The 22,745-nt window shown below is 62.4% G+C and carries 20 protein-coding genes; 15 read left to right on the forward strand and 5 right to left on the reverse strand.

Annotation, left to right across the window (positions count from 1 at the left end):
- Positions 1-117: 117 nt before the first annotated feature.
- From acnA to JJB74_RS07430, 4 genes are all read right to left on the reverse strand, one after another.
- Positions 118-2,847 carry an aconitate hydratase AcnA gene (gene acnA / locus JJB74_RS07415; protein ID WP_200591173.1) on the reverse strand — a complete coding sequence of 910 codons (2,730 nt, stop codon included), beginning with the start codon at positions 2,845-2,847 and terminating at the stop codon, positions 118-120.
- Positions 2,848-2,956: 109 nt separating this feature from the next.
- Complete coding sequence (locus tag JJB74_RS07420; RefSeq protein ID WP_200591174.1) at positions 2,957-3,484, reverse strand: hypothetical protein; 528 nt, start codon at positions 3,482-3,484, stop codon at positions 2,957-2,959.
- A gap of 42 nt (positions 3,485-3,526) precedes the next feature.
- Complete coding sequence (locus tag JJB74_RS07425; protein WP_200591175.1) at positions 3,527-4,498, reverse strand: HpcH/HpaI aldolase/citrate lyase family protein; 972 nt, start codon at positions 4,496-4,498, stop codon at positions 3,527-3,529.
- Positions 4,499-4,584: 86 nt separating this feature from the next.
- Positions 4,585-5,574, reverse strand: a complete 990-nt coding sequence (locus JJB74_RS07430) for a malate dehydrogenase (RefSeq protein WP_200591176.1) — start codon at positions 5,572-5,574, stop codon at positions 4,585-4,587.
- Positions 5,575-5,911: 337 nt separating this feature from the next.
- Between JJB74_RS07430 and JJB74_RS07435 the strand changes: the two genes are divergently transcribed.
- The 14 genes from JJB74_RS07435 to JJB74_RS07500 all read left to right on the forward strand — a co-directional run bounded on the left by JJB74_RS07435 (position 5,912) and on the right by JJB74_RS07500 (position 21,478).
- A complete protein-coding gene (locus tag JJB74_RS07435) occupies positions 5,912-6,700 on the forward strand; it encodes a GntR family transcriptional regulator (RefSeq protein ID WP_200591177.1) in 789 nt (262 codons plus the stop codon).
- A gap of 126 nt (positions 6,701-6,826) precedes the next feature.
- Positions 6,827-7,237, forward strand: a complete 411-nt coding sequence (sdhC, locus tag JJB74_RS07440) for a succinate dehydrogenase, cytochrome b556 subunit (RefSeq protein ID WP_200591178.1) — start codon at positions 6,827-6,829, stop codon at positions 7,235-7,237.
- A 1-nt stretch (position 7,238) separates the two neighbouring features.
- Entirely contained in the window at positions 7,239-7,607 is a 369-nt protein-coding gene (gene sdhD, locus JJB74_RS07445) for a succinate dehydrogenase, hydrophobic membrane anchor protein (RefSeq protein ID WP_200591179.1), read from the forward strand.
- 2 nt (positions 7,608-7,609) lie between these two features.
- A complete protein-coding gene (gene sdhA / locus JJB74_RS07450) occupies positions 7,610-9,388 on the forward strand; it encodes a succinate dehydrogenase flavoprotein subunit (RefSeq protein ID WP_200591180.1) in 1,779 nt (592 codons plus the stop codon).
- 13 nt (positions 9,389-9,401) lie between these two features.
- The gene (locus JJB74_RS07455) at positions 9,402-10,112 is read left to right on the forward strand and encodes a succinate dehydrogenase iron-sulfur subunit (protein ID WP_200591181.1); all 711 of its coding nucleotides are present in this window, start codon (positions 9,402-9,404) and stop codon (positions 10,110-10,112) included.
- A gap of 58 nt (positions 10,113-10,170) precedes the next feature.
- Positions 10,171-10,440, forward strand: coding sequence for an FAD assembly factor SdhE (locus tag JJB74_RS07460; protein WP_200591182.1), 270 nt, complete (start codon positions 10,171-10,173; stop codon positions 10,438-10,440).
- A gap of 89 nt (positions 10,441-10,529) precedes the next feature.
- A complete protein-coding gene (gene gltA, locus JJB74_RS07465; RefSeq protein WP_200591183.1) occupies positions 10,530-11,837 on the forward strand; it encodes a citrate synthase in 1,308 nt (435 codons plus the stop codon).
- Positions 11,838-12,107: 270 nt separating this feature from the next.
- Positions 12,108-12,962 carry a hypothetical protein gene (locus JJB74_RS07470; protein ID WP_200591184.1) on the forward strand — a complete coding sequence of 285 codons (855 nt, stop codon included), beginning with the start codon at positions 12,108-12,110 and terminating at the stop codon, positions 12,960-12,962.
- A 323-nt stretch (positions 12,963-13,285) separates the two neighbouring features.
- Positions 13,286-16,141, forward strand: a complete 2,856-nt coding sequence (locus tag JJB74_RS07475) for a 2-oxoglutarate dehydrogenase E1 component (RefSeq protein WP_200591185.1) — start codon at positions 13,286-13,288, stop codon at positions 16,139-16,141.
- Between the two features lie 85 nt (positions 16,142-16,226).
- The gene (gene odhB / locus JJB74_RS07480) at positions 16,227-17,495 is read left to right on the forward strand and encodes a 2-oxoglutarate dehydrogenase complex dihydrolipoyllysine-residue succinyltransferase (protein ID WP_200591186.1); all 1,269 of its coding nucleotides are present in this window, start codon (positions 16,227-16,229) and stop codon (positions 17,493-17,495) included.
- 66 nt (positions 17,496-17,561) lie between these two features.
- Positions 17,562-18,989 (forward strand): dihydrolipoyl dehydrogenase, encoded by a 1,428-nt coding sequence (lpdA, locus tag JJB74_RS07485; RefSeq protein ID WP_200591187.1) that lies wholly within the window; start codon positions 17,562-17,564, stop codon positions 18,987-18,989.
- A 33-nt stretch (positions 18,990-19,022) separates the two neighbouring features.
- Positions 19,023-19,448 carry a hypothetical protein gene (locus JJB74_RS07490; RefSeq protein ID WP_200591188.1) on the forward strand — a complete coding sequence of 142 codons (426 nt, stop codon included), beginning with the start codon at positions 19,023-19,025 and terminating at the stop codon, positions 19,446-19,448.
- Positions 19,449-19,592: 144 nt separating this feature from the next.
- Positions 19,593-20,690 carry a cell division protein ZapE gene (gene zapE, locus JJB74_RS07495; RefSeq protein WP_200591189.1) on the forward strand — a complete coding sequence of 366 codons (1,098 nt, stop codon included), beginning with the start codon at positions 19,593-19,595 and terminating at the stop codon, positions 20,688-20,690.
- Positions 20,690-21,478: a hypothetical protein gene (locus JJB74_RS07500; RefSeq protein WP_200591190.1), complete on the forward strand. Its 789-nt coding sequence runs from the start codon at positions 20,690-20,692 to the stop codon at positions 21,476-21,478. Before zapE ends, JJB74_RS07500 begins: the two co-directional genes overlap by 1 nt.
- On the opposite strand, the gene JJB74_RS07505 is transcribed toward JJB74_RS07500, so the two are convergent.
- A complete protein-coding gene (locus tag JJB74_RS07505; protein WP_200591191.1) occupies positions 21,479-22,249 on the reverse strand; it encodes a PP2C family protein-serine/threonine phosphatase in 771 nt (256 codons plus the stop codon).
- A gap of 100 nt (positions 22,250-22,349) precedes the next feature.
- Here JJB74_RS07505 and JJB74_RS07510 point away from each other — a divergent pair, with 100 nt between their 5' ends.
- On the forward strand, positions 22,350-22,547 hold the full coding sequence (locus JJB74_RS07510; RefSeq protein ID WP_200591192.1) for a YdcH family protein: 198 nt from the start codon (positions 22,350-22,352) through the stop codon (positions 22,545-22,547).
- Positions 22,548-22,745 lie beyond the last annotated feature (198 nt).

Consider the following 22,745-nt stretch of genomic DNA (forward strand, 5'->3'; position numbering starts at 1 on the left):
GCTGCGGGCCGGTTCCGGAAAGCGCAAAACGCCGAGTTGCCTCGGCGTTTCAATGCCGCATGTGCGGCTGGCAGCGCATGATGCTCACCGTCGCGTGCATCATGCGCATCGAACGCATCAGGCTGCCATGCGTTCGCCTTCGGCAGCCAGCAGCTGGCGCAGCACGAAAGGCAGGATGCCGCCGTGCTTGTAGTAATCGACCTCGATCGGCGTATCGATGCGCAACAGCACCGGCACCTGCTGGGTTTCACCGTTCTCACGGTGGATCACCAGCGTGGCCTGCTGCTGCGGCGTGATTTCACCCTCGATACCCTTGAGGTCATAGGTTTCCCTGCCCGTAATACCGAGCGATTGCACGCTGTCATCGCCCATGAACTGCAGGGGCAGTACGCCCATGCCGACCAAGTTGGAGCGGTGGATGCGTTCGTAGGAGCGGGCAAACACTGCCTTCACGCCGAGCAGTTGCGTGCCCTTGGCCGCCCAGTCGCGCGATGAGCCGGTGCCGTATTCTTCGCCGGCGAAGATGAATGTCGGCACGTTATCGGCGATGTACTTCATTGCGGCATCGTAGATCGGCATCTGTTCGCCGTCGGGCTGATGGATCGTCAATCCACCTTCGACGCGCGAACCGTCTTCCCGCGGCGGAATCATCAGGTTCTTGATGCGCACATTGGCGAAGGTGCCGCGCATCATGACCTCATGGTTGCCGCGGCGCGAGCCGTAGGAGTTGAAGTCGGCCTTCTGCACGCCATGCTCGAGCAGCCATTTGCCGGCCGGGCTGGTGTCCTTGATCGAGCCGGCCGGGGAGATGTGGTCGGTGGTGATCGAGTCGCCAAACACGCCGAGCGCGCGCGCGCCTTCGATGCCGCTGGCGGCGGCCTTCGGCTCCATGCCGAAGTCGGCAAAGAAGGGCGGCTCGGCAATGTAGGTCGATTCGGGCCAGTTGTAGACCTGGCCGCTGGCCACGCCGCTGATCTGCTTCCACAGCTTGCCGGGCGCGGCTTGCACATCGGCATAGTTGTCCTTGAACACCTTGGCATTCATCGCGAACTTCATCAGCTTGGCGATTTCCTTGCTCGAAGGCCAGATGTCGCCGAGATAGATGTCGCGGCCTTTTACGGTGCCGACCGGCTCGGTCATCAGGTCGCGCGTGATGTTGCCGGCGATGGCGTAGGCGACCACCAGCGGCGGCGACGCGAGGAAGTTCGCGCGAATGTTCGGGTGAATGCGCGCCTCGAAATTGCGGTTGCCCGACAGCACGGCGGCGGCGACGATGTCGTTCTGCACGATGGCTTCATTGAACGCTGGCGTAAGGTCGCCGGCATTGCCGATGCAGGTGGTGCAGCCATACGCAGCCACGCCGAAGCCGAGCTTTTCCAGATAGGGCAGGAGGCCCGCGGCTTCGAGATATTTCGTAACCACGCGCGAGCCCGGGGCCAGCGAAGTCTTGATGTGCGGCGCAACCTTCAGTCCTGCTTCGACCGCCTTCTTCGCCAGCAGACCTGCGGCGAGCAGCACGCTCGGGTTCGAGGTGTTGGTGCACGACGTGATTGCGGCGATCAGCACATCGCCGTTCCTGATCTTGATGCCGTCCGCGGTTTCGTAGGCGGTGTCGAGGTCTTCCGGCTTCTTGTTGAAGCCGTTCTGCGATACCGGCTTGGAGAAAAGATCCTGGAAGGTGTTCTTCACATGGCCGATCTCGATGCGGTCCTGCGGGCGCTTCGGGCCAGCCAGCGAAGGCGCGACCGAGCCAAGGTCGAGCGCGACCACGGTGGTGTAATCGATTTCGCCGGAGCGCGGCACGCCGAACAGGTTCTGCGCGCGGAAGTAGCCTTCGAAGGCATCGATCTCGGCGCGGCTGCGGCCGGTGCCGCGGAAGTACTCGATGGTCGCTTCATCGACCGGGAAGAAGCCCATGGTCGCGCCGTATTCGGGCGCCATGTTGGCGATGGTGGCGCGGTCGGTGGTGGACAGCGATTCGGTGCCATCGCCGAAGAACTCGACGAACTTGCCGACCACCTTCTCCTTGCGCAGCAATTCGGTGATAGTGAGCACCAGGTCGGTCGCGGTCACGCCTTCGCGCAGCGCACCGGTCAGGTTCACGCCGACGACATCGGGCGTGAGGAAGTACACCGGCTGGCCCAGCATCGCGGCTTCGGCTTCGATGCCGCCGACGCCCCAGCCGACTACGCCGATGCCGTTGATCATCGTGGTGTGGGAATCGGTGCCGACCAGCGTGTCGGGATAGTAGACGCCGTCGCGCTGATGCACGCCGCGCGCGAGATATTCAAGGTTGACCTGATGCACGATGCCGAAGCCCGGCGGCACCACGCCGAAGGTGTCGAAGGCTTGCATGCCCCATTTCATGAACTGGTAGCGCTCGTTGTTGCGCTCGAATTCCAGCCGCATGTTCAAATCCAGCGCCTTCTTGTCGCGGTAGTAATCGATCTGCACCGAGTGATCGACGACCAGATCCACCGGCACTAGCGGCTCGATGTTCTTCGGGTCCGCATCCATGCGCGAGGCGACGCCGCGCATCGCGGCCAGGTCGGCAAGCAGGGGCACGCCGGTAAAGTCCTGCAGCACCACGCGGGAAACCACGAAGGGAATCTCGCTGGTGCGCGCCGCGTTTGGCGCCCAGTTCGCAAGCTCGCGCACGTGCTCTTCGGTGACCTTCTTGCCGTCGCAGTTGCGCAGCACGGATTCCAGCACGATGCGTATCGAGACCGGCAGGCGCGACAGGTTCACGCCCAACGCCTGCTCGAGTGCGGGCAGCGAATGAAACTGCCCCTTCCTGCTATCCGAAATCCTGAAGTCCTTGAGCGTATTGAAGGTATTGCTGGACATTGCCTGTTCTCCTTGTATTCAGCGATTCAGCTTGCAAAACGAAACAGAGTCATCGCCCGGCGTCCTGAGCCGCGGGTGAAAAGAGGCTCAGGATACCAATTCGCCGTGCTTACTGCGTGATCAGCGTCGAACTCGGTGCCGGTGCGGCATTGACGGTCTTGGCCTGATCCGGGTTCTTGCAATCGTTGGCGAGCTGCTCACCCTTCTTCGAGTCGAGCAGGATGCCCTTGGCCGGGATGCCGATCCATACCAGGCCCTGGCGACGGTTCTCGAAGCGATGCGCGCCGGTGGTGGTGTCGACCTTGGTCAAATGATGCAGCTTGGATTTCCAGCGCAGTTCGATGTGCTTGTCGTCCTCGGCTTTCGCGAAGATGGTCAGCTTGTCGCCAAGGGCGCAGTCATAGTCGACGCCAGTGGCGCCGGCGATGTCGGAAGGGCGATCGTCTTCGTCATTGCCGGTCGCTGCCGCTGCGGCGGGTTTTTCCGATTTCTTTGCGGCGTGATGCGCGGCAGCCTTGTGGCTGGCTGCCTTTTTGGTGGTCTTGTGTTTCGGCTGGCTGTCGGCATCGGCCGCGTGCGCGGCGTTGGCGGACAGGAATGCGCCCATCAGGAACAGGGCGGTCAGGCTTTTCTTCATCGATGATTCTCCGTGGTGCGCCCGATGATGATGTCGAGCGTCTTATGAAAGGGATTGCGCATCTGCGGGCAGCGGCTGCCCGGCGAGCCGGGCGCGCTGCAACACGGTCCAGTAATAGCGATAACTGGCTCGGTCATGCAAATTGCCCGCGTATTGTATCGGACCCCAGTCGGCTGCCTGCGCTCGGGAAAGTATGGCGGCAGCTTCTTCGACTTCGCCGGATGCGGGCGCGTAGGCGGCGACGATGGAGGGAATCTGGTCCGGATGGATGCTCCACATCCGGCTATAGCCGAAATCGCGGAAGGCGCGCGCGGCATCTTCAGCGACGACACTCTTGTCGCGGATTTCGGTGGTGACGTTGTGCGACGGGCATTTGCCGTGCGCATGACAGGCTGCCGCGATCTCGAGCTTGGCGCGCGCAATCAGCGGATGGTTGAATTGCCCGGGCGAACGCATGGCTGTCGCCGGTATCGCGCCGTAGTGGTCGGAGACGAAATCCATGATGCCGAAGGACAGGCATTCGACCTGGGGCAGGGCGGCGATGTCATGCACCGCCTCCAGCGCGCCATGGGTTTCGATCAGCACATGCACTGGCAGGTCGTCGCGGCCGGCGGCGCGCGCATGGCGCTCGATCACGGCTATGGCCTGCTGCGTCTCGGCGAGGCTTTCCACCTTGGGCAGCACGAGATAAGCCAGGCTCTTTGCCGCGCCTTCGCAGATGATGGCGACGTCGCGCTCGAAATGCGGATGCTGTACATCGTGCACGCGCGCGCCGATGCGGCGGTGCGCGTTGTCGGCGCTGTCGAGCAGCGTGGCGACCAGGCGCGCATGCGCTTCCTCGTTGCCGGCTGCGGCGCCATCTTCGCAGTCAAAGGTAATGTCGAATATCGGGCCAAGCTGCTGCTGAAGCGCCATCGATTTGCGCATCAGCTTTTCGGAGCCGGCGTAGTGGTCGCAAACCGGAATCGCCACCGGCTGGCGCTTGCCCTGGAACAGGACTTCGGAAGGATGCATGACGGCGATGCTGTTGAATGCTTGCGGGGAACTTGCTGCTGGATGCCGGCGGGCGCAGGCCCGCCGGTGTGGTCATGGATGCGGAATCAGCCGACCAGGTGCTTGACGCCGTTGCGCTCTTCCATCAGCTCATTGAGAGTGACGTTGATGCGCTCCTGCGAGAAGGCGTCGATGTCCAGGCCCTGGACGATCTTGTACTCGCCATTCTCGGTCGTGACCGGGAAGCCGAACATGGTGCCTTCCGGAATGCCGTAGGAGCCGTCCGAAGGAATGCCCATCGTGGTCCATTTGCCGTTGGTGCCGAGCACCCAGTCGCGCACATGGTCGATTGCGGCATTGGCGGCGGAGGCTGCGGAGGACAGGCCGCGCGCTTCGATGATCGCGGCGCCGCGCTTGCCTACCGTCGGCAGGAAGGTGTCGCGGTTCCAGGCGTCGTCGTTGATCATTTCCTTGACCGATTTGCCGTCGATGGTGGCGTAGCGGTAGTCGGCGTACATCGTCGGCGAATGGTTGCCCCAGACGAACAGCTTCTCGATCGCGGACACCGGCTTGCCGGTCTTGGCGGCGATCTGCGACAGCGCGCGGTTATGGTCCAGGCGCAGCATTGCGGTGAAGTTCTTGGCCGGCAGGCTCGGCGCGGAACGCATGGCGATGTAGGCATTGGTGTTGGCCGGGTTGCCGACCACGAGCACCTTCACATTGCGCGAGCCGACGGCGTCCAGCGCCTTGCCCTGCACGGTGAAGATCTGCGCATTCGCTTCCAACAGGTCCTTGCGCTCCATGCCGGGGCCGCGCGGACGGGCGCCAACCAGCAGGGCGACATCGGCATCCTTGAACGCGGTCATCGGATCGCTGTGGGCGGTCATGCCGGCCAGCAGCGGGAAGGCGCAGTCGTCGATTTCCATCATGACGCCCTTCAGCGCCTTCTGGGCCTTCTCGTCCGGAATTTCCAGCAGTTGCAGAATGACCGGTTGATCCTTGCCGAGCATGTCGCCGTTGGCGATGCGGAAAAGCAGCGAGTAACCGATCTGGCCAGCGGCGCCGGTGACGGCAACGCGCATTGGGGCTTTAGCCATGTTGAATCTCCAAAGTGGTAGAGGAATTGGCGGGTAAGGCCGTGGAAGTGTGCGAGAAGGATGTCAAAATCGAAAGACCGTAATAATACCGTCGAATGTCAATGCCGTCAGCCGCGACGGCCAACTGCAGCGCATAATGCGCCCGCGTTCCGCCGGCAGCCTCGCCGCAAGTTTGCGAAGGCTCGAATGCGCTTTGTGTTGCGGTGCAAACTGATTCGCCGCGAGTGTAGGCTTGCATAATATCTATGTCAACGGTTAACTTATATCTTATATAAGACATATCAGTAGCATGGTTTTTCTGGACGGCAAACGAACTTTTATGGTGAAATAGCGTGTTATGAATTCCGCAACCTCCAACTCTTCCGGAAATGCCGCGCCCGGCGCGTCAGCGGGGGTTGCTTCCTCTGCCTCTCCCACCTTCAGCCCGCTGTATCAGCAAATCAAGGCGCTGATCACCCAAAGTCTGCAATCCGGCGAATGGAAGCCGGGTGAGCTGATTCCCAGCGAAGTCGAGCTTGCCGCCCGGTTCAAGGTCAGCCAGGGCACGGTGCGCAAGGCCATCGATGAGCTTTCCGCCGAAAACCTGGTCGTGCGTCGGCAAGGGAAGGGCACTTTTGTTGCTACGCATCACGAAGAGCGTGCCCATTACCGCTTCCTGCGCCTGATGCCTGACGCCGGCGAGCCGCGTCAGGCGGAAAGTCGTGTTGTCGAGGTCAAGCGCCTGCGTGCGCCTGCCGAGGTCGCGCGCATGCTCGAGCTGAAGGGTGGCGATTCCGTGATCATGATCAAGCGCGTGCAGTCCTTTGAGGGCGTGCCGGCGATTCTTGAGGAAATCTGGCTGCCCGGCGCGCTTTTCCGCGGGCTGACCGCAGAGCGACTGATTGAATACAAGGGCCCGATGTACGGTTTGTTCGAGACGGAATTCGGTACCCGCATGATCCGCGCCACCGAGCGCGTCAAGGCGGTGTCAACCGAAGCTGCCGTCGGTGAACTGCTCGCCGTGGCGTCGGGAACGCCGCTGCTCAGCGTGGAGCGCGTCTCCTTTACCTATGGAGACAAGCCGGTGGAAGTCAGGCGCGGGCTTTACCGCACCGATAGTCATCACTACCAGAATGAATTGAGTTGATCTGGGCAGTGCTGGCCGATGCCGGGCCGCAAACGCCGGCGCGGCGCGCGGAGCATAATGTGCGCTTTGGTGTGCTGCACAAAATCCGCGACAATTCGATGTTTATTTTGTAATGAGAGGTGTCGTATGTCAGAAGCGGCAAAGAAAAGCCGGCCCCAGTTCAGCAACATTCACGTCACGCAGATCATGAAGTACCGCATGCCGCTGGCGGCGTGGGTATCGATCCTGCACCGCATCAGCGGCGTGCTGATGTTCCTGCTGCTGCCCTTTGTGCTGTACCTGCTCGAGCAAAGTCTGACCTCGGAATCCACCTTCGCCACGCTGCACGGCATCGTCGCTCACCCGATCACCAAGCTCATCATCCTGGCGCTGTCCTGGGCCTACCTGCATCACTTCCTGGCCGGCATCCGCCACCTGTTCATGGACGTGCACATGTTCCTGTCCAAGGATGGCTCGCGCCATTCCGCCTTCAGCGTGCTGGCAGTCAGCCTGGTGCTGACGCTGGTGGTGGCCCTGAAACTGTTTGGAGCGTTCTGACATGGCAATCAGCAAGAACATCGGCGCCAAGCGCCTCGTCGTCGGCGCCCACTACGGCTTTCGCGACTGGCTCGCCCAGCGCGCCACGGCCATCATCATGGGCGTGTACACCATCATCCTGCTGGCGGTGTTCCTGGGCGGACGCAACTTCAGCTATGAAGGCTGGGCCGGCCTGTTCGCCCACGAGTGGTTCAAGATCGCCACCTTCGTCACCTTCGTATCCCTGGCCTATCACGTCTGGGTCGGCATGCGCGACGTGTGGATGGACTATGTGAAGCCGGTGGTGCTTCGGCTGTTGTTGCAAGTGGCCACGATTGCGTGGCTGATCGGCTGCGCCGGCTATGCCGCGCAGATCCTGTGGAGAATCTGAACGTGGCTGCAATCCAATCTTCCCTTCCTTCGCGCCGCTTCGACGTCATCATCGTCGGCGCCGGCGGCTCCGGCATGCGCGCGTCGCTGCAACTGGCCGAGGCCGGCCTGAACGTCGCGGTGCTGTCCAAGGTATTCCCGACGCGCTCGCACACCGTGGCCGCGCAGGGCGGCGTGGGCGCCTCGCTGGGCAACATGAGCGAGGACAACTGGTACTGGCATATGTTCGACACCGTCAAGGGCGGCGACTACCTCGGCGACCAGGACGCCATCGAATTCATGTGCCGCGAAGCGCCGAAGGTCGTCTACGAGCTCGAGCACTTCGGCATGCCCTTCGACCGCAACCCGGACGGCACCATTTACCAGCGCCCGTTCGGCGGCCACACCGCCAACTTCGGCGAAAAGCCGGTGCAGCGCGCCTGCGCCGCGGCTGACCGCACCGGCCACGCGATGCTGCACACGCTGTACCAGCGCAATGTGCGCGCCAAGACCCATTTCTTCGTCGAGTGGATGGCCATCGACCTGATTCGTGATGCCGACGGCGACGTGCTCGGCGTGGTGGCGCTGGAGATGGAAACCGGCGAAGTGATGATCCTGGAAGCCAAGACCACGGTATTCGCCACCGGCGGCGCGGGCCGCATCTGGGCTGCATCGACCAATGCCTTCATCAACACCGGCGACGGTATGGGCATGGCCGCGCGCGCCGGGCTCGGCCTGCAGGACATGGAGTTCTGGCAGTTCCACCCGACCGGCGTGGCCGGCGCGGGCGTGCTGATCACCGAAGGCGTGCGCGGCGAGGGCGGCATCCTGATCAACAGCCAGGGCGAACGCTTCATGGAGCGCTATGCGCCGACGCTGAAGGACCTGGCGCCGCGCGACTTCGTGTCGCGCTCGATGGACCAGGAAATCAAGGAAGGCCGCGGCTGCGGTCCGAACAAGGACCACGTGCTGCTGGACCTGCGCCACATCGGCGCGGACACCATCCGCAAGCGCCTGCCGTCGATTCTCGAGATCGGCCACAAGTTTGCCAACGTCGATGCGACCAAGGAACCGATCCCAGTGGTGCCGACGATCCACTACCAGATGGGCGGCATCTCCACCAACATCTATGGCCAGGTGGTCGCGCCGAAGAACGGCAATCCGAACGAAGTCGTCAACGGCCTGTACGCGGTGGGCGAATGCGCCTGCGTGTCGGTGCACGGCGCGAACCGCCTGGGCACGAACTCGCTCTTGGACCTGCTGGTGTTCGGCCGGGCCGCGGGCAACCACATCGTGCACAGCGCCCTGAAGAAGCAGCTGCACAAGCCGCTGCCGGCGGACGCGGCCGACCTGGCGCTGCATCGCCTGAACCATCTCGAGACGTCCACTGGCGGCGAGCGGGTGCAGGACGTGGCCAACGCGATCCGCGGCTCGATGCAGCACTTCTGCGGCGTGTTCCGCACCGACGAGTTGCTGCAGCAGGGCGTCAAAGCCATCATGGAACTGGACGAGCGGCGCAAGCATGTGTCGTTCAAGGACAAGTCGAAAGTGTTCAACACGGCGCGGGTGGAAGCGCTGGAGCTGGACAACCTGATCGAAACGGCCAAGGCAACGATCATCTCGGCGGCGGCGCGCAAGGAATCGCGCGGCGCGCATGCGCATCGCGACTATGAAAAGCGCGACGACGAGAACTGGATGAAGCACACGCTGTTCTTTTCCGAAGGCAACCGGCTGGAATACAAGCCGGTGAACCAGAAGCCGCTGACGGTGGAGACGTTCAAGCCCAAGGCCCGCACATTCTGAGAGAACCCGCAAAATGGCACGCACTCTGAAATTCAAGATATACCGCTACGACCCGGACAAGGACGCCAAGCCGTACATGCAGGACTACACGGTGGAGCTCAAGGACACCGACAAGATGCTGCTGGACGCGCTGCAGCGCATCAAGGCCGACGTGGACGATTCGCTGGCGCTGCGCCGCTCCTGCCGTGAAGGCGTGTGCGGCTCGGACGCGATGAACATCAACGGCAAGAACGGTCTGGCCTGCACCACGAACCTCAACGAGCTGAGCCAGCCGATCGTGCTGCGGCCGCTGCCGGGGCTGCCGGTGATCCGCGACCTGATCGTGGACATGACGAACTTCTTCAAGCAGTACCACTCGATCAAGCCGTACCTGGTGAACAATTCGATCCCGCCGGAGAAGGAGCGCATCCAGTACCCGGCCGAGCGCGAGGAGCTCGACGGCCTGTACGAATGCATCCTGTGCGCGTGCTGCTCGACGTCGTGCCCGTCGTTCTGGTGGAACCCGGACAAGTTCGTCGGCCCGGCCGGTCTGCTGCAGGCTTACCGCTTCATTGCCGACAGCCGCGACGAAGCGACCAACGAGCGCCTGGACAACCTGGAAGACCCATACCGGCTGTTCCGCTGCCATTCGATCATGAACTGCGTGGACGTGTGCCCGAAGGGCCTGAGCCCGAACGCAGCCATTGGCCGGATCAAGGAGCTTCTGGTCCGTCGCGCGGTCTAAGGCCGCAACCTGCCCGGATGGCAACATGCGTCCGGGAATCAACCAACCGAGTGCCATCATGTCCGTCAATCATCAAAGCGATCCAGTCAAACGCGCGCGTCTGCGCTGGCGCAGCCGTCGCGGCCTGCTGGAAAACGACCTGATCCTGACCCGCTTCCTCGACGCCAATGAAGAAGCGATGAGCGATGACGAGGTCGATGCCTATACCCGCCTGATGGAGCTGTCCGACAACGACTTGATGGGCCTCTTGCTTGGTCAGAAGGAACCCGAGGGCGAACTCGACATGCCACAGGTGCGCGCGCTGCTGGCGCGCCTGCGCGAGGCTTGATCGCCAGTCTGGAACATCGCGGCCCGTTCGCCACGAGCGAATGGGCCGCCTAGGCAAATTTTGAACACCCGCCCCCTGAAGGAAGAGACATGACCCAATCCGAAAACAAAGCTACGCTGTCGTTCTCCGATGGCACGACCCCGTCGATCGACTTCCCGATCTACAAGGGTACGATCGGTCCCGATGTCGTCGACATCCGCAAGCTGTACGGCGCCACCGGCACCTTCACCTATGACCCGGGCTTCATGTCGACCGCCTCGTGCAATTCGTCGATCACCTATATCGACGGCGACAAGGGCGAGCTGCTGTACCGCGGTTATCCGATCGAACAGCTCGCGGTGAATTGCGACTTCCTCGAAACCTGCTACCTGCTGCTCAACGGCGAGCTGCCGAACGCAAAGCAGAAGGAAGACTTCAGCGGCACCGTGACCCGTCACACGATGGTGCACGAGCAGATGCAGTTCTTCTATCGCGGTTTCCGCCGCGATGCGCATCCGATGTCGGTGCTGGTCGGCACCGTCGGCGCACTGTCCTCGTTCTACCATGACTCGCTGGACATCAATGATCCGCATCACCGCGAAGTGTCGGCAATCCGCCTGATCGCGAAGATGCCGACGCTGGTCGCCATGGCCTATAAGTATTCCGTTGGCCAGCCTTTCGTTTATCCGCGCAACGACCTGTCCTACAGCGCCAACTTCATGCGCATGATGTTCTCGAACCCGTGCGAGGAGTACAAGGTCAACGACGTGCTGGTGCGCGCGCTCGACCGTATCCTGATCCTGCATGCGGACCACGAGCAGAACGCTTCCACTTCCACCGTGCGCCTGGCAGGTTCTTCCGGCGCCAATCCGTTCGCCTGTATCGCTGCCGGCATCGCCTGCCTGTGGGGCCCGGCGCACGGCGGTGCAAACGAAGCGGCGCTGAACATGCTGCGCGAGATCGGTTCGGCCGACAAGATCGGCGAGTTCGTCAAGCAGGTGAAGGACAAGAGCTCGGGCGTGAAGCTGATGGGTTTCGGTCACCGCGTGTACAAGAATTACGATCCGCGCGCCAAGCTCATGCGCGAAACCTGCTACGAAGTGCTGAACGAACTCGGCCTGCAGAACGATCCGCTGTTCAAGCTGGCGATGGCCTTGGAGAAGGTTGCGCTGGAAGACGATTACTTCGTATCGCGCAAGCTGTACCCGAACGTCGACTTCTACTCGGGCATCGTGCAATCGGCACTGGGCATCCCGGTCTCGCTGTTCACCGGTATCTTCGCGATGGCCCGCACCATCGGCTGGATCGCGCAGTGGAACGAGATGATTTCGGATCCGGAACAGAAGATCGGCCGTCCGCGTCAGCTGTACGTCGGCCCGACCCGTCGCGACGTGCCGACGATGGATAAGCGCGCCTGAGTAAGTAGCGGCTTGCCGACGCTGCGACAGGTCGGCTTGATGACAAACGTCCCCTCCCATGAGGGGACGTTTTCTTTTGGCGCGTCGTATCGACGCGATGCGACATGTCAAACCGGCAGCCCGGCCGATGAAAACCACTGGTGACGAAGCCTATCAAGTCGCGCTGCCCGGATGATGTCGGTCAATCCAGGCATTGATCTTGACCAAGTTTGCCGAACTCCCGCCAGCAGCCTGCAACAGGCTGTCCTTGCTCACCGGAGAGGACAGGAAATGAACAACTTCCCGCAGAAACATGTTGCTAATGCCATGGTCTCGCAAAACATCTTCCAGGGGCTCAACGCGTCCGTACTGCGGCTCGTGGAATCCTTCCTGTCACAGCAGGATGCATGCAGCCTGCGCTTGAGTTCAAGATATGTGTATGCCCAGTTGGCGGCGATGGCTCCGGAAAATCCGTTCCTCGCCGCGTGCTCGCCTGTCCGGCTGACACAGGGTGTGAGCGTTGTCGCCGGCAGGGCGCGGAATTCGTCTGTCCATGCCACACAGCGGCGCACGCATGCAGCGTCACTGCCAGCAAATATTGAGGTGGAATTCAAGGCCTTATGCATGCCCGCGCACAAGGAGGGAAGCAGCAGTCACGCTATCCGCGGGATGCTGGTGAGGCTGTCACAGTTAGACGAGGTGAGCCGGGAGGAGGGCGTGCGCGTGATCTGTGAGCGTTTGTTTGAAGCGAGGCCTGGGGCGCGCCCGGAAATCGTATGGCAACTGCGTGAGCGCTTCGAGGACGCATTCGGCGATTCGAAGCTGTTCACGCGGATTCTTTCCTGGTTGACGCGCAGTCTCGATGCGCACATACGGGCGCTGGCAAGGCATCAGTCCGACGTCGAGGCGTCGGTGCTGGCGACGCAAACGGCGTCTCATGTAGAAATATGCATCTATGTGGTCCGCTTCTCGTCAGGGCTAGAGGATGAGGAGTGTGCTCGCACTCTGCGGGGCCTGCTGGGCGTCGCAGGCCGCTTGCCCGCCCAGGAGCGACCCAGGGTGTACGCATGGATCGTCGAGATTGCCAGAGTGCTTCCCGCCCGCTGCCTCGATGAGGCGTTGAACCAATGTATCCATGAATACTGAATCAAACATCGCCGGGCTCGGCAGTGGGCACCTTTTGCCGCCCCTGCTGATGAGCAGGTGCGCCGATATCAACGTCGCGCCTACTGCGTCCATGCGCGCATCTGGCGAGTGCCGACGACGCTTGTGAAAATGCGTAACAGCAAGCCGCTCATGCTGGGTTTGTATGTTATTCTTTCGCCCTTGATTTCCTCGGCTCAGGTCGAACAGGTCCTTCCCCACAACTTGATGTCTCGTAAGTGCAATCCGCTATCCGGTCAGGCCGTGTCGCGGAAGGTTTTGATAACCCGCCAATTTCGCGAAGCGCGAAGAAAGGTGAGCAAAAGATGATGCAGCAATACTCTTCCAATTCGTATCTGTTTGGAGGTAACGCGCCCTACGTTGAAGAACTGTACGAGGCCTACCTCAACAATCCCGGATCTGTTCCCGATAACTGGCGTGCGTATTTCGACGCCATGCAGCATGTTCCAGCCGTCGATGGTTCCAGCCGTCCCGACGTTCCCCACGCCCCCGTCATCGCATCCTTTGCCGAGCGCGCCAAGCAGGGTCCGATCCGTACCGTCACCGCCGGTGACGATGCCGACATGGGCCGCAAGCGCGTCGCCGTCACCCAGCTGATCGCCGCCTACCGCTTCCTCGGCCAACGCTGGGCCAATCTCGATCCGCTGCAACGCCAGGAACGTCCCGCCATCCCTGAACTCGAACCCTCGTTCTACGGCTTCTCCGATGCCGACATGGACACGGTGTTCAACATCAGCAATACCTACTTCGGCGGTGAAACCGCAAGCCTGCGCGATCTGCTCAACGCGCTGCGCGACACCTACTGCCGCTCGATCGGCGCCGAATTCATGTACGTGACCGACCCGACCGAGAAGCGCTGGATGCAGGAGCGCCTGGAATCGGGCCGCGCCACGCCGAGCTTCTCCGGCGAGAAGAAGCGTCACATCCTCGAGCGCCTCACCGCGGCCGAAGGCCTGGAGCGCTATCTGCACACCAAGTACGTCGGCCAGAAGCGCTTCTCGCTCGAAGGCGGCGAAAGCTTCATCGCCTCGCTCGATGAAACCGTGCAGCGCGCCGGCGAAAAGGGCGTGCAGGAAATCGTCATCGGCATGGCCCACCGCGGTCGCCTGAATGTGCTGGTCAACATCCTCGGCAAGATGCCGCAGGACCTGTTCGCCGAATTCGAAGGCAAGCATCCGGACGACCTGCCGGCCGGCGACGTGAAGTATCACCAGGGCTTCTCGTCCGACGTCACCACCCCGGGCGGCCCGGTCCACCTGTCGCTGGCCTTCAACCCGTCACACCTTGAAATCGTCAACCCGGTGGTCGAAGGTTCGGCCAAGGCGCGCATGGACCGTCGCGGCGACAAGGATGGCTCGCAGGTGCTGCCGGTGCTGGTGCACGGCGATGCTGCATTTGCTGGCCAGGGCGTCGTCATGGAAACCCTGAACCTGGCGCAGACTCGCGGCTACGGCACGGGCGGCACGGTGCACATCGTCATCAACAACCAGATCGGCTTCACCACTTCCGATCCGCGCGACACCCGCTCGACGCTGTACTGCTCGGACGTGGTCAAGATGATCGAGGCGCCCGTGCTGCACGTGAATGGCGACGATCCGGAAGCGGTTGTTTTCGCGACCCAGATCGCCATCGACTACCGCATGCAGTTCAAGAAGGACATCGTGGTCGACATCGTTTGCTACCGCAAGCTTGGCCACAATGAGCAGGACACCCCGGCGCTGACGCAGCCGCTGATGTACAAGAAGATCGCCAAGCACCCGGGCACCCGCAAGCTGTACGCCGACAAGCTGGCCACGCAAGGCATGATCCCGGCCGAGGCTGGCGACGAGCTGGTGCGTGCCTACCGCGACGCGATGGATGCCGGCCGCCACACGGTCGATCCGGTGATCTCGAACTTCAAGAGCAAGTACGCGGTCGACTGGATGCCGTTCCTGAACCGCAAGTGGACCGATGCCGCCGACACCGCGGTGCCGCTGGCCGAACTGAAGCGCCTGGCTACGCGCATCACCTCGGTGCCGGAAAACTTCAAGCCGCATCCGCTGGTTGAAAAGGTGCTGGCCGACCGCGCCGCAATGGGCCGCGGCGAGCTCAACCTCGACTGGGGCATGGGCGAGCATCTGGCGTATGCATCGCTGGTATCTTCCGGCTACAGCGTGCGCCTGACCGGCCAGGACGCCGGCCGCGGCACCTTCGTGCATCGCCATTCGGTGTTGCACGACCAGAACCGCGAGCGTTGGGATGCGGGCAGCTTTGTGCCGCTGCAGCATGTGTCCGAGCAGCAGGCGCCGTTCACCGTGATCGACTCGGTGTTGTCGGAAGAGGCAGTGCTCGGTTTCGAGTACGGCTATTCCACCGCCGAGCCGAACACGCTGACGATCTGGGAAGCGCAGTTCGGCGACTTCGCCAACGGCGCGCAGGTCGTTATTGACCAGTTCATCAGCTCCGGTGAAGTGAAGTGGGGCCGCGCTTCGGGCCTGGTCATGATGCTGCCGCATGGTTATGAAGGCCAGGGTCCGGAACACTCGTCCGCGCGCCTGGAGCGTTATCTGCAGCTGTGCGCCGACAACAACATGCAGGTGGTGCAGCCGACCACCGCGGCGCAGATCTTCCATCTGCTGCGCCGGCAGATGATCCGTCTGTTCCGCAAGCCGCTGGTCATCATGACGCCGAAGTCGCTGCTGCGTAACAAGGATGCGGGCTCGCCGCTGACCGATCTGGCCAAGGGCTCCTTCCAGACCGTGATCGGCGAAGTCGACGACAGCATCGACGTGCGCAAGGTCAAGCGCGTCGTCGCCTGCTCGGGCAAGGTGTATTACGACCTGGTGAATGCGCGCAAGGAGCGTGGCGCGGCCGATGTCGCCATCATACGCGTCGAGCAGCTGTATCCGTTCCCGCACAAGGCTTTCGCGACCGAGTTGAAGCGCTTCCCGAACTTCACCGAGCTGGTGTGGGCGCAGGATGAGCCGCAGAACCAGGGTCCGTGGTTCCAGATCCAGCACAACATCTTCGAGAACCTGGATGAAGGTCAGCGCCTGGCCTACGCCGGCCGTCCGGCCAGCGCTTCGCCGGCCGTCGGTTACTACGACAAGCACTATGCGCAGCAGAAGGCGCTGCTCGACACCGCCTTCTCCAAGCTCAAGGGCTTCATCCTGACCAAATAACCCTGCGATACAGCGCAAGTGGCGGGCATGCGACATGCCCGCCGCGCTTACCCGCTGCATTTACCCGATCTACACGGAGTCATACATGGCAATTCTCGAAGTCAAAGTCCCGCAACTGTCCGAATCCGTCGCCGAAGCGACGCTGCTGCAATGGCACAAGAAGCCCGGCGAAGCCGTGGCCCGCGATGAAAACCTGATCGACATCGAGACCGACAAGGTCGTGCTCGAGCTGCCGGCGCCGGACGCTGGCGTGATTACCGAAATCATCAAGGGCGATGGCAGCACCGTCGTCGCCGGCGAAGTGATCGCCAAGATCGATACCGAAGCCAAGGCCGGCGCTGCCGCTGCACCGGCTGCAGCCGCAGCGCCTGCGGCCGTCGCTCCCGCCGCGCAGGAAGCGACCGCCGCGATCGCCAGCGCAGCATCGAAGGCGTCTTCCGGCGTAGCGATGCCGGCCGCAGCCAAGATGCTGGCTGACAACAATCTCGCCGTGGCAGATGTCTCCGGCACCGGCCGCGACGGTCGCGTGACCAAGGGCGATGTGCTGGCCAAGCTGGAAAGCAAGCCGGCCGCAGCCCCGGCCGCCGCTCCGGCTCCGGCCGCCAAGCCGGCGCTGGCGCAAGTCGCCGCGCCGACGCAGCTGGCCCTGGGCGACCGCCCCGAGCAGCGCGTGCCGATGACCCGCCTGCGCGCGCGCATCGCCGAGCGCCTGCTGCAATCGCAATCGACCAACGCCATCCTCACCACCTTCAATGAAGTCAACATGAAGCCGGTGATGGACTTGCGCAACAAGTACAAGGACAAGTTCGAGAAAGAACACGGCGTCAAGCTTGGCTTCATGGGCTTCTTCGTCAAGGCCGCTGTTGCCGCGCTGAAGAAGTACCCGATCATCAACGCCTCGGTCGATGGCAATGACATCGTCTACCACGGCTACTTCGACATCGGCATCGCGGTCGGCTCGCCGCGCGGCCTGGTTGTGCCTATCCTGCGCGACTGCGATCAGATGTCGATCGCCGATATCGAGAAGAAGATCGGCGAATTCGCGACCAAGGCCCGCGACGGCAAGCTGACCCTGGACGAGCTGTCCGGCGGCACCTTCTCGATCTCGAATGGCGGCACCTTCGGCTCGATGCTGTCGACCCCGATCATCAACCCGCCGCAATCGGCCATCCTCGGCATCCATGCGACCAAGGACCGCGCGGTGGTGGAAAACGGCGAGATCGTGATCCGCCCGATGAACTACCTGGCGATGTCCTACGACCATCGCATCATCGACGGCCGCGAAGCGGTTCTCGGTCTGGTGGCGATGAAGGAAGCGCTGGAAGATCCGGCACGTCTGCTGCTCGACCTGTAAGCGTCGGGCAAAAAACGAATGGCGGCGCAAGGCCGCCATTCTTTTGTGTAAGAACAGAGGAAATCTATGTCCAAGAATTTTGATGTGGTGGTCATCGGCGGCGGTCCCGGCGGCTATATCGCGGCGATCCGCGCGGCGCAGCTCGGCTTTTCCGTCGCCTGTATCGATGAATGGAAGAACGAGAAGGGCGGCCCGGCTCCCGGCGGCACCTGCACCAACGTTGGCTGCATTCCGTCCAAGGCCTTGCTGCAATCGTCTGAAAACTATGAAATGGCCGGCCATGCCTTCGCCGATCACGGCATCGAGGTCAAGGGCCTGTCGCTGAACCTGCAGCAGATGCTGGGTCGCAAGAACACCGTGGTCAAGCAGAACAATGACGGCATCCTGTTCCTGTTCAAGAAGAACAAGGTCAGCTTCTTCCACGGCCGCGGCTCCTTCGCGAAGGCAGCGGAGGGCGGCTATGAGATCGCTGTTGCCGGCGCGGCCAATGAGTCGCTCGTGGCCAAGCACGTGATCATCGCCACCGGCTCGAATGCCCGAGCGCTGCCGGGTGCGCCCTTCGATGAAGAGCGCATCCTGTCCAACACCGGCGCGCTGGCGATCGGCGAAGTGCCGAAACGGCTGGGCGTGATTGGCGCCGGCGTCATCGGCCTGGAAATGGGCAGCGTGTGGCGTCGCCTCGGCGCGGAAGTCACCGTGCTCGAAGGTCTGCCGACCTTCCTGGGCGCAGTGGATGAGCAGATCGCCAAGGAAGCCTACAAGCTGTTTACCAAGCAGGGCCTGGCGATCAGCCTGGGTGTGAAGATCGCTTCGGTGACAAAGAGTGACAAGGGCGTGACCGTCGAGTACACCGATGACAAGGGCAATGCGCAGAAGGGCGAATTCGATCGCCTGATCGTCTCGATTGGCCGTGTGCCCAATACCATCGGCTTGGGTACCGATGCGGTTGGCCTGAAGCTCGACGAGCGCGGCGCCATTGTCGTCGACGACGAGTGCCGCACCAATCTGCCCAACGTCTGGGCCATCGGCGACGTCGTGCGCGGCCCGATGCTGGCGCACAAGGCCGAGGAAGAGGGCGTGGCTGTCGCGGAACGCATTGCCGGTCAACACGGTCATGTGAACTTCAACACCATTCCGTGGGTCATCTATACATCGCCGGAAATCGCGTGGGTCGGCAAGACCGAGCAGCAGTTGAAGGCCGAAGGCGTGGCCTACAAGGCCGGCACGTTCCCGTTCCTGGCCAACGGCCGCGCACGCGCTTTCGGCGACACCACCGGCATGGTGAAATTCCTGGCCGATGCCAAGACCGATGAGATCCTCGGTGTGCACATCATCGGCCACATGGCGTCCGAGCTGATTTCCGAGGCGGTGGTGGCGATGGAATTCCGCGCATCGTCGGAAGACATCGCGCGGATCTGCCATGCGCATCCTTCGCTGTCCGAAGCGACCAAGGAAGCGGCGCTGGCGGTGGAGAAGCGCTCGCTCAATTTCTGAACGAGCCGGCAGCGTTGACTGAGAGAGGCAAGCATGCGCAGGTTTTCGATGGCGGCAATCTCGGCAATGGCCGGACTGGCCGCCGTGCTGGAAGGCTGCGCAAGCGCCCCGATCAGTAACGATGTGATTTTCGAAGCCGTGAGCCGCGGCCAGCCCGTTCCTGACGTTAGCTGCCTGGTGCGGACCGTGGAAGGCAGCGCGCAGATCACCACGCCGGCGCGGCTGCCGGTACGCAACACCGCCGGCGATCTGCGCGTCGTGTGCGACAAGCCGGGCTTTCGAACTTCCGAAGTGATCTACCGTGCCGGCGTGTATGGCGGTCCGGCTAGCAGCGTCGGACTGGGCGTGGCCTCGGGTGGCTCGGTCGGCGTCGGGCTCGGCTTTGGCGTGCCCATCGGCGGCGCTTATCGTGGAAGCGGCGTGCCCGAACGTGTCGTGATTGAAATGAATCCGCTATAGGGCGCGCATGCGCCATCTGCGTTTATAAGTTATAGCAGCCTGCGTCTGCAGCACCCGCGAGATGGCGCAGGCGCGTGAATCCACGGGCGAGCAAGGTCTCGCCTTTTTTGTGAGCGCATGCGAAGCATGCGAGGGACCAGGAATATGGATGTCCGTGAATACTATGAACACGCGCTGAAGGAACGCGGCTTCCAGGCTGACCCTGCACAGCGCGCCGCGATCGAGCGCCTGCAGCGTGCCTATGAAGAGTGGGTTGCGTACAAGGGGCAGCGCTCGAATGCTTTCAAGCGCCTGGTCAGCCGTCCTCAGGTGCCACGCGGCGTCTACATGTGGGGAGGCGTCGGGCGCGGCAAGTCCTTTTTGATGGACAGCTTCTATCTGGTGGTGCCCGTGGTGCGCAAGACGCGGCTGCATTTCCATGAGTTCATGCGCGGCGTGCATCGCCAGCTCGATGAATTGAAGGGCGTGGCCGATCCGCTGGATGAAGTGGCGCGTCGGATTGCGAAGAAATACCGGCTGATCTGTTTCGATGAATTCCATGTGTCGGACATCGCCGACGCGATGATCCTGTACAACCTGCTCAAGGCGCTGTTCGACAATGGCGTGTCCTTCGTGATGACCTCTAACTACGAGCCGAGCACGTTGTATCCGAATGGTTTGCACCGCGATCGTATGCTGCCGACCATCGAGTTGCTGAAGGAGCGCATGGATGTGATGTGCGTCGATGCCGGCATCGATTACCGTAAGCGCGCGCTGGAACAAGTCGAGGCTTATCACACGCCGCTCGGACCCGAGGCGGACCGCGCGCTGCGTCATGCCTACGCCAGCGTTGCCGAGACCGAAGATGAGGAGCCGCGCATACGCATCGAATCGCGCGAGATCGTTTGCCTGCGCCGCGCCGGCGGCGTGATCTGGTTTGATTTCGCATCGCTGTGCGGCGGACCGCGCTCGCAGAACGACTATCTCGAAATCTCCAGCCGATTTCACACGGTGATACTGTCGGGCATACCGCGCATGTCGGCGGCAATGTCTTCTGAAGCGCGGCGCTTCACCTGGCTGATCGATGTGTTTTACGATCACAAGGTCAAGCTGTTGATGTCGGCCGAAGTGCCGCCCGAGGAGCTCTATACCGAGGGCATGCTGGCCAACGAATTCCACCGCACCGTTTCCCGCATCATCGAGATGCAGTCGCGTGAATACATGGACTCGGAACGGCGCAAAGTCTCGGAGTCGCTTTCCTGATGAATCATTCTTCGATGCCGCGCTCGCGCGCTGCGCAACTGCTCGCGGCATGTGCCGCGTTGACCACCACGTTGCTGTTGACGATGAGCAGCGCTTCTGCCACGCCGCAGGAATTGGCGCAGCGTTATCCGAAAGACGGCTTCAACACGGTCGAGCAGGCCGATCAGGCCTTGAACGAAGTACGGCAGGAGCGCGCGGCGGTGGAAGCCGAGTTCGCCGATGCGCAATACGCCTGTTACAGCAAGTTCTTTTCCAGTCCCTGCGTCGAGCATGCGAAGGAGCAGCGGCGTGATGCGCTGAAGACGATACGCGCGGTGGAAGTTGACGCCGAAGCGTACAAGCGCCGGCAGACCGTGGTTGAGCGCGACCGGGCACTGCAGCAGCAGGCCGAGCGCGACGCGGCAGAAGCGCCGGAACGCGCGGCCAGGGAAAAGGAAAACGCGGAAAGGGCGGCGCAACGGGAGGCGGATCGCGCTGCCCGTGCTTCGGCGCAGCCTCCTGGTACGGGAAATCCGCCAGCGACCGCAAAACCGGAACGCGCAGCGCCGGCTCCCGGACGGGACCGCGTTGCCGAGCACGAGGCCAAAGCGCGCGAACAGCAACGCGAATCCGAGGCGGGCGCAGGGCAGCGCGCGCAAAACATCGCCGATTACCAGCGCAAGCAGGAAGAAGCGAAAGAGCGTCAGCGCCACGTTGCCGAAAAGGTAGCCGAACGCGAGCAGAAGCTGAAGGAAAAGGCGGCGCAGGGCGGCGCGGCGACTACGCCAGCGCCGGCTGGAGCCAAGTAATCAGCGTCGCGCGGCGGGCGGGCTCAGTTTGACGATCGCCAGCGAGCAGTTGTCAGCGGACTTGCCGGCGCTGCGCTCGCGCGCCTTGCTGATCAGCATTTCCGATGCTTCGCGCGGCACACGTGTCGCCACTACCGCGCCGAGTTCGGCCGGAGTGAAATATTTCCACAGCCCGTCCGAGCACAGCACGAAGGCGTCGCCGGTTTTCAGCCCTTCATGCTGACCGAAGCTGAGAAAGCTGGACTCGGCGCCGCCGCCCAGCGTGTTGACCAGCATATTGCCCAGCTTGTCGCCAGCACGATCCCCGCGCGACATGCGGCCTTCGGCAATCAGGCGTTCCTGCAGGGTGTGATCGGCGGTACGTTGCGCCGGGTTCGGGCCGTCGAAGCGGTAGAGGCGCGAATTGCCGGCATGCGCCCAGTGGGCGATGCCATCCGGCGTGATAACCAGAGCGACCATCGTTGCGGCTGGCCGTACTTCGGAAGTGATTCGGTACAAGTTGATGACCGTGTGCGCTTCGCGCGCAATGCTTTCGAGCATCGATTGCACTGTGTCGGTCAGCGGAGAAAATCCCTCGAACATCTGGCGCGCGGTGCGCAATACCTGTTCGGCGGCATCGGCGCCGGCCTGGCCCGTGCCCCGGCCATCGGCCAGGATGGCCATCACGGTGCCCGGCGCCCGTGGGGCGGCGAACAGGGCGACGCGGTCCTGCTGTTCCTCCCGGTCGCCGATATGCTGGCCGGTTGCGGCTTCGATCTTGTATTGGCTCATGGTTCGGCTTCGATTACACTTGCGGGCTGTCGAGTTGCCACCGCATTATCACACGAAAGTGCCGCACGGAAACATTTTCCGCGCCGGTACGGAAAATATCATGACTCCCGAAGAAATCCGCAGACGCATCATCGAACTGGAAGTGGAACACCGCGATCTGGATTCCGTTATCGATATGCTGACCCGGGAGCCGTTTCATGAAGAATTGCAGCTGCGCCGGCTCAAGAAGCGAAAGCTGCAACTGAAGGACCACATCACGCTGCTGAAGATGCAGCTGGTGCCTGATATCCCCGCCTGATGCCTGGTGCCGTGCCGTTTCCGCGGCACGGAGCGCAAGTCAAGCTACGGTACAATGGCGGGTCCGACGCCGCTGCATTCGCGCGGCGTTCATTCTTGTACCGACTCCCTTTCTTCGCCTTGACTACCGAGATTTCCCAACACGAAACGCCGGACGCCACCGGCGCGCATGATGCCGAACTCGAGCAATTGTTCGGCA

It is taken from the genome of Noviherbaspirillum pedocola (genome assembly GCF_016632335.1).
Taxonomy (GTDB): Bacteria; Pseudomonadota; Gammaproteobacteria; order Burkholderiales; family Burkholderiaceae_D; genus Noviherbaspirillum_A; species Noviherbaspirillum_A pedocola.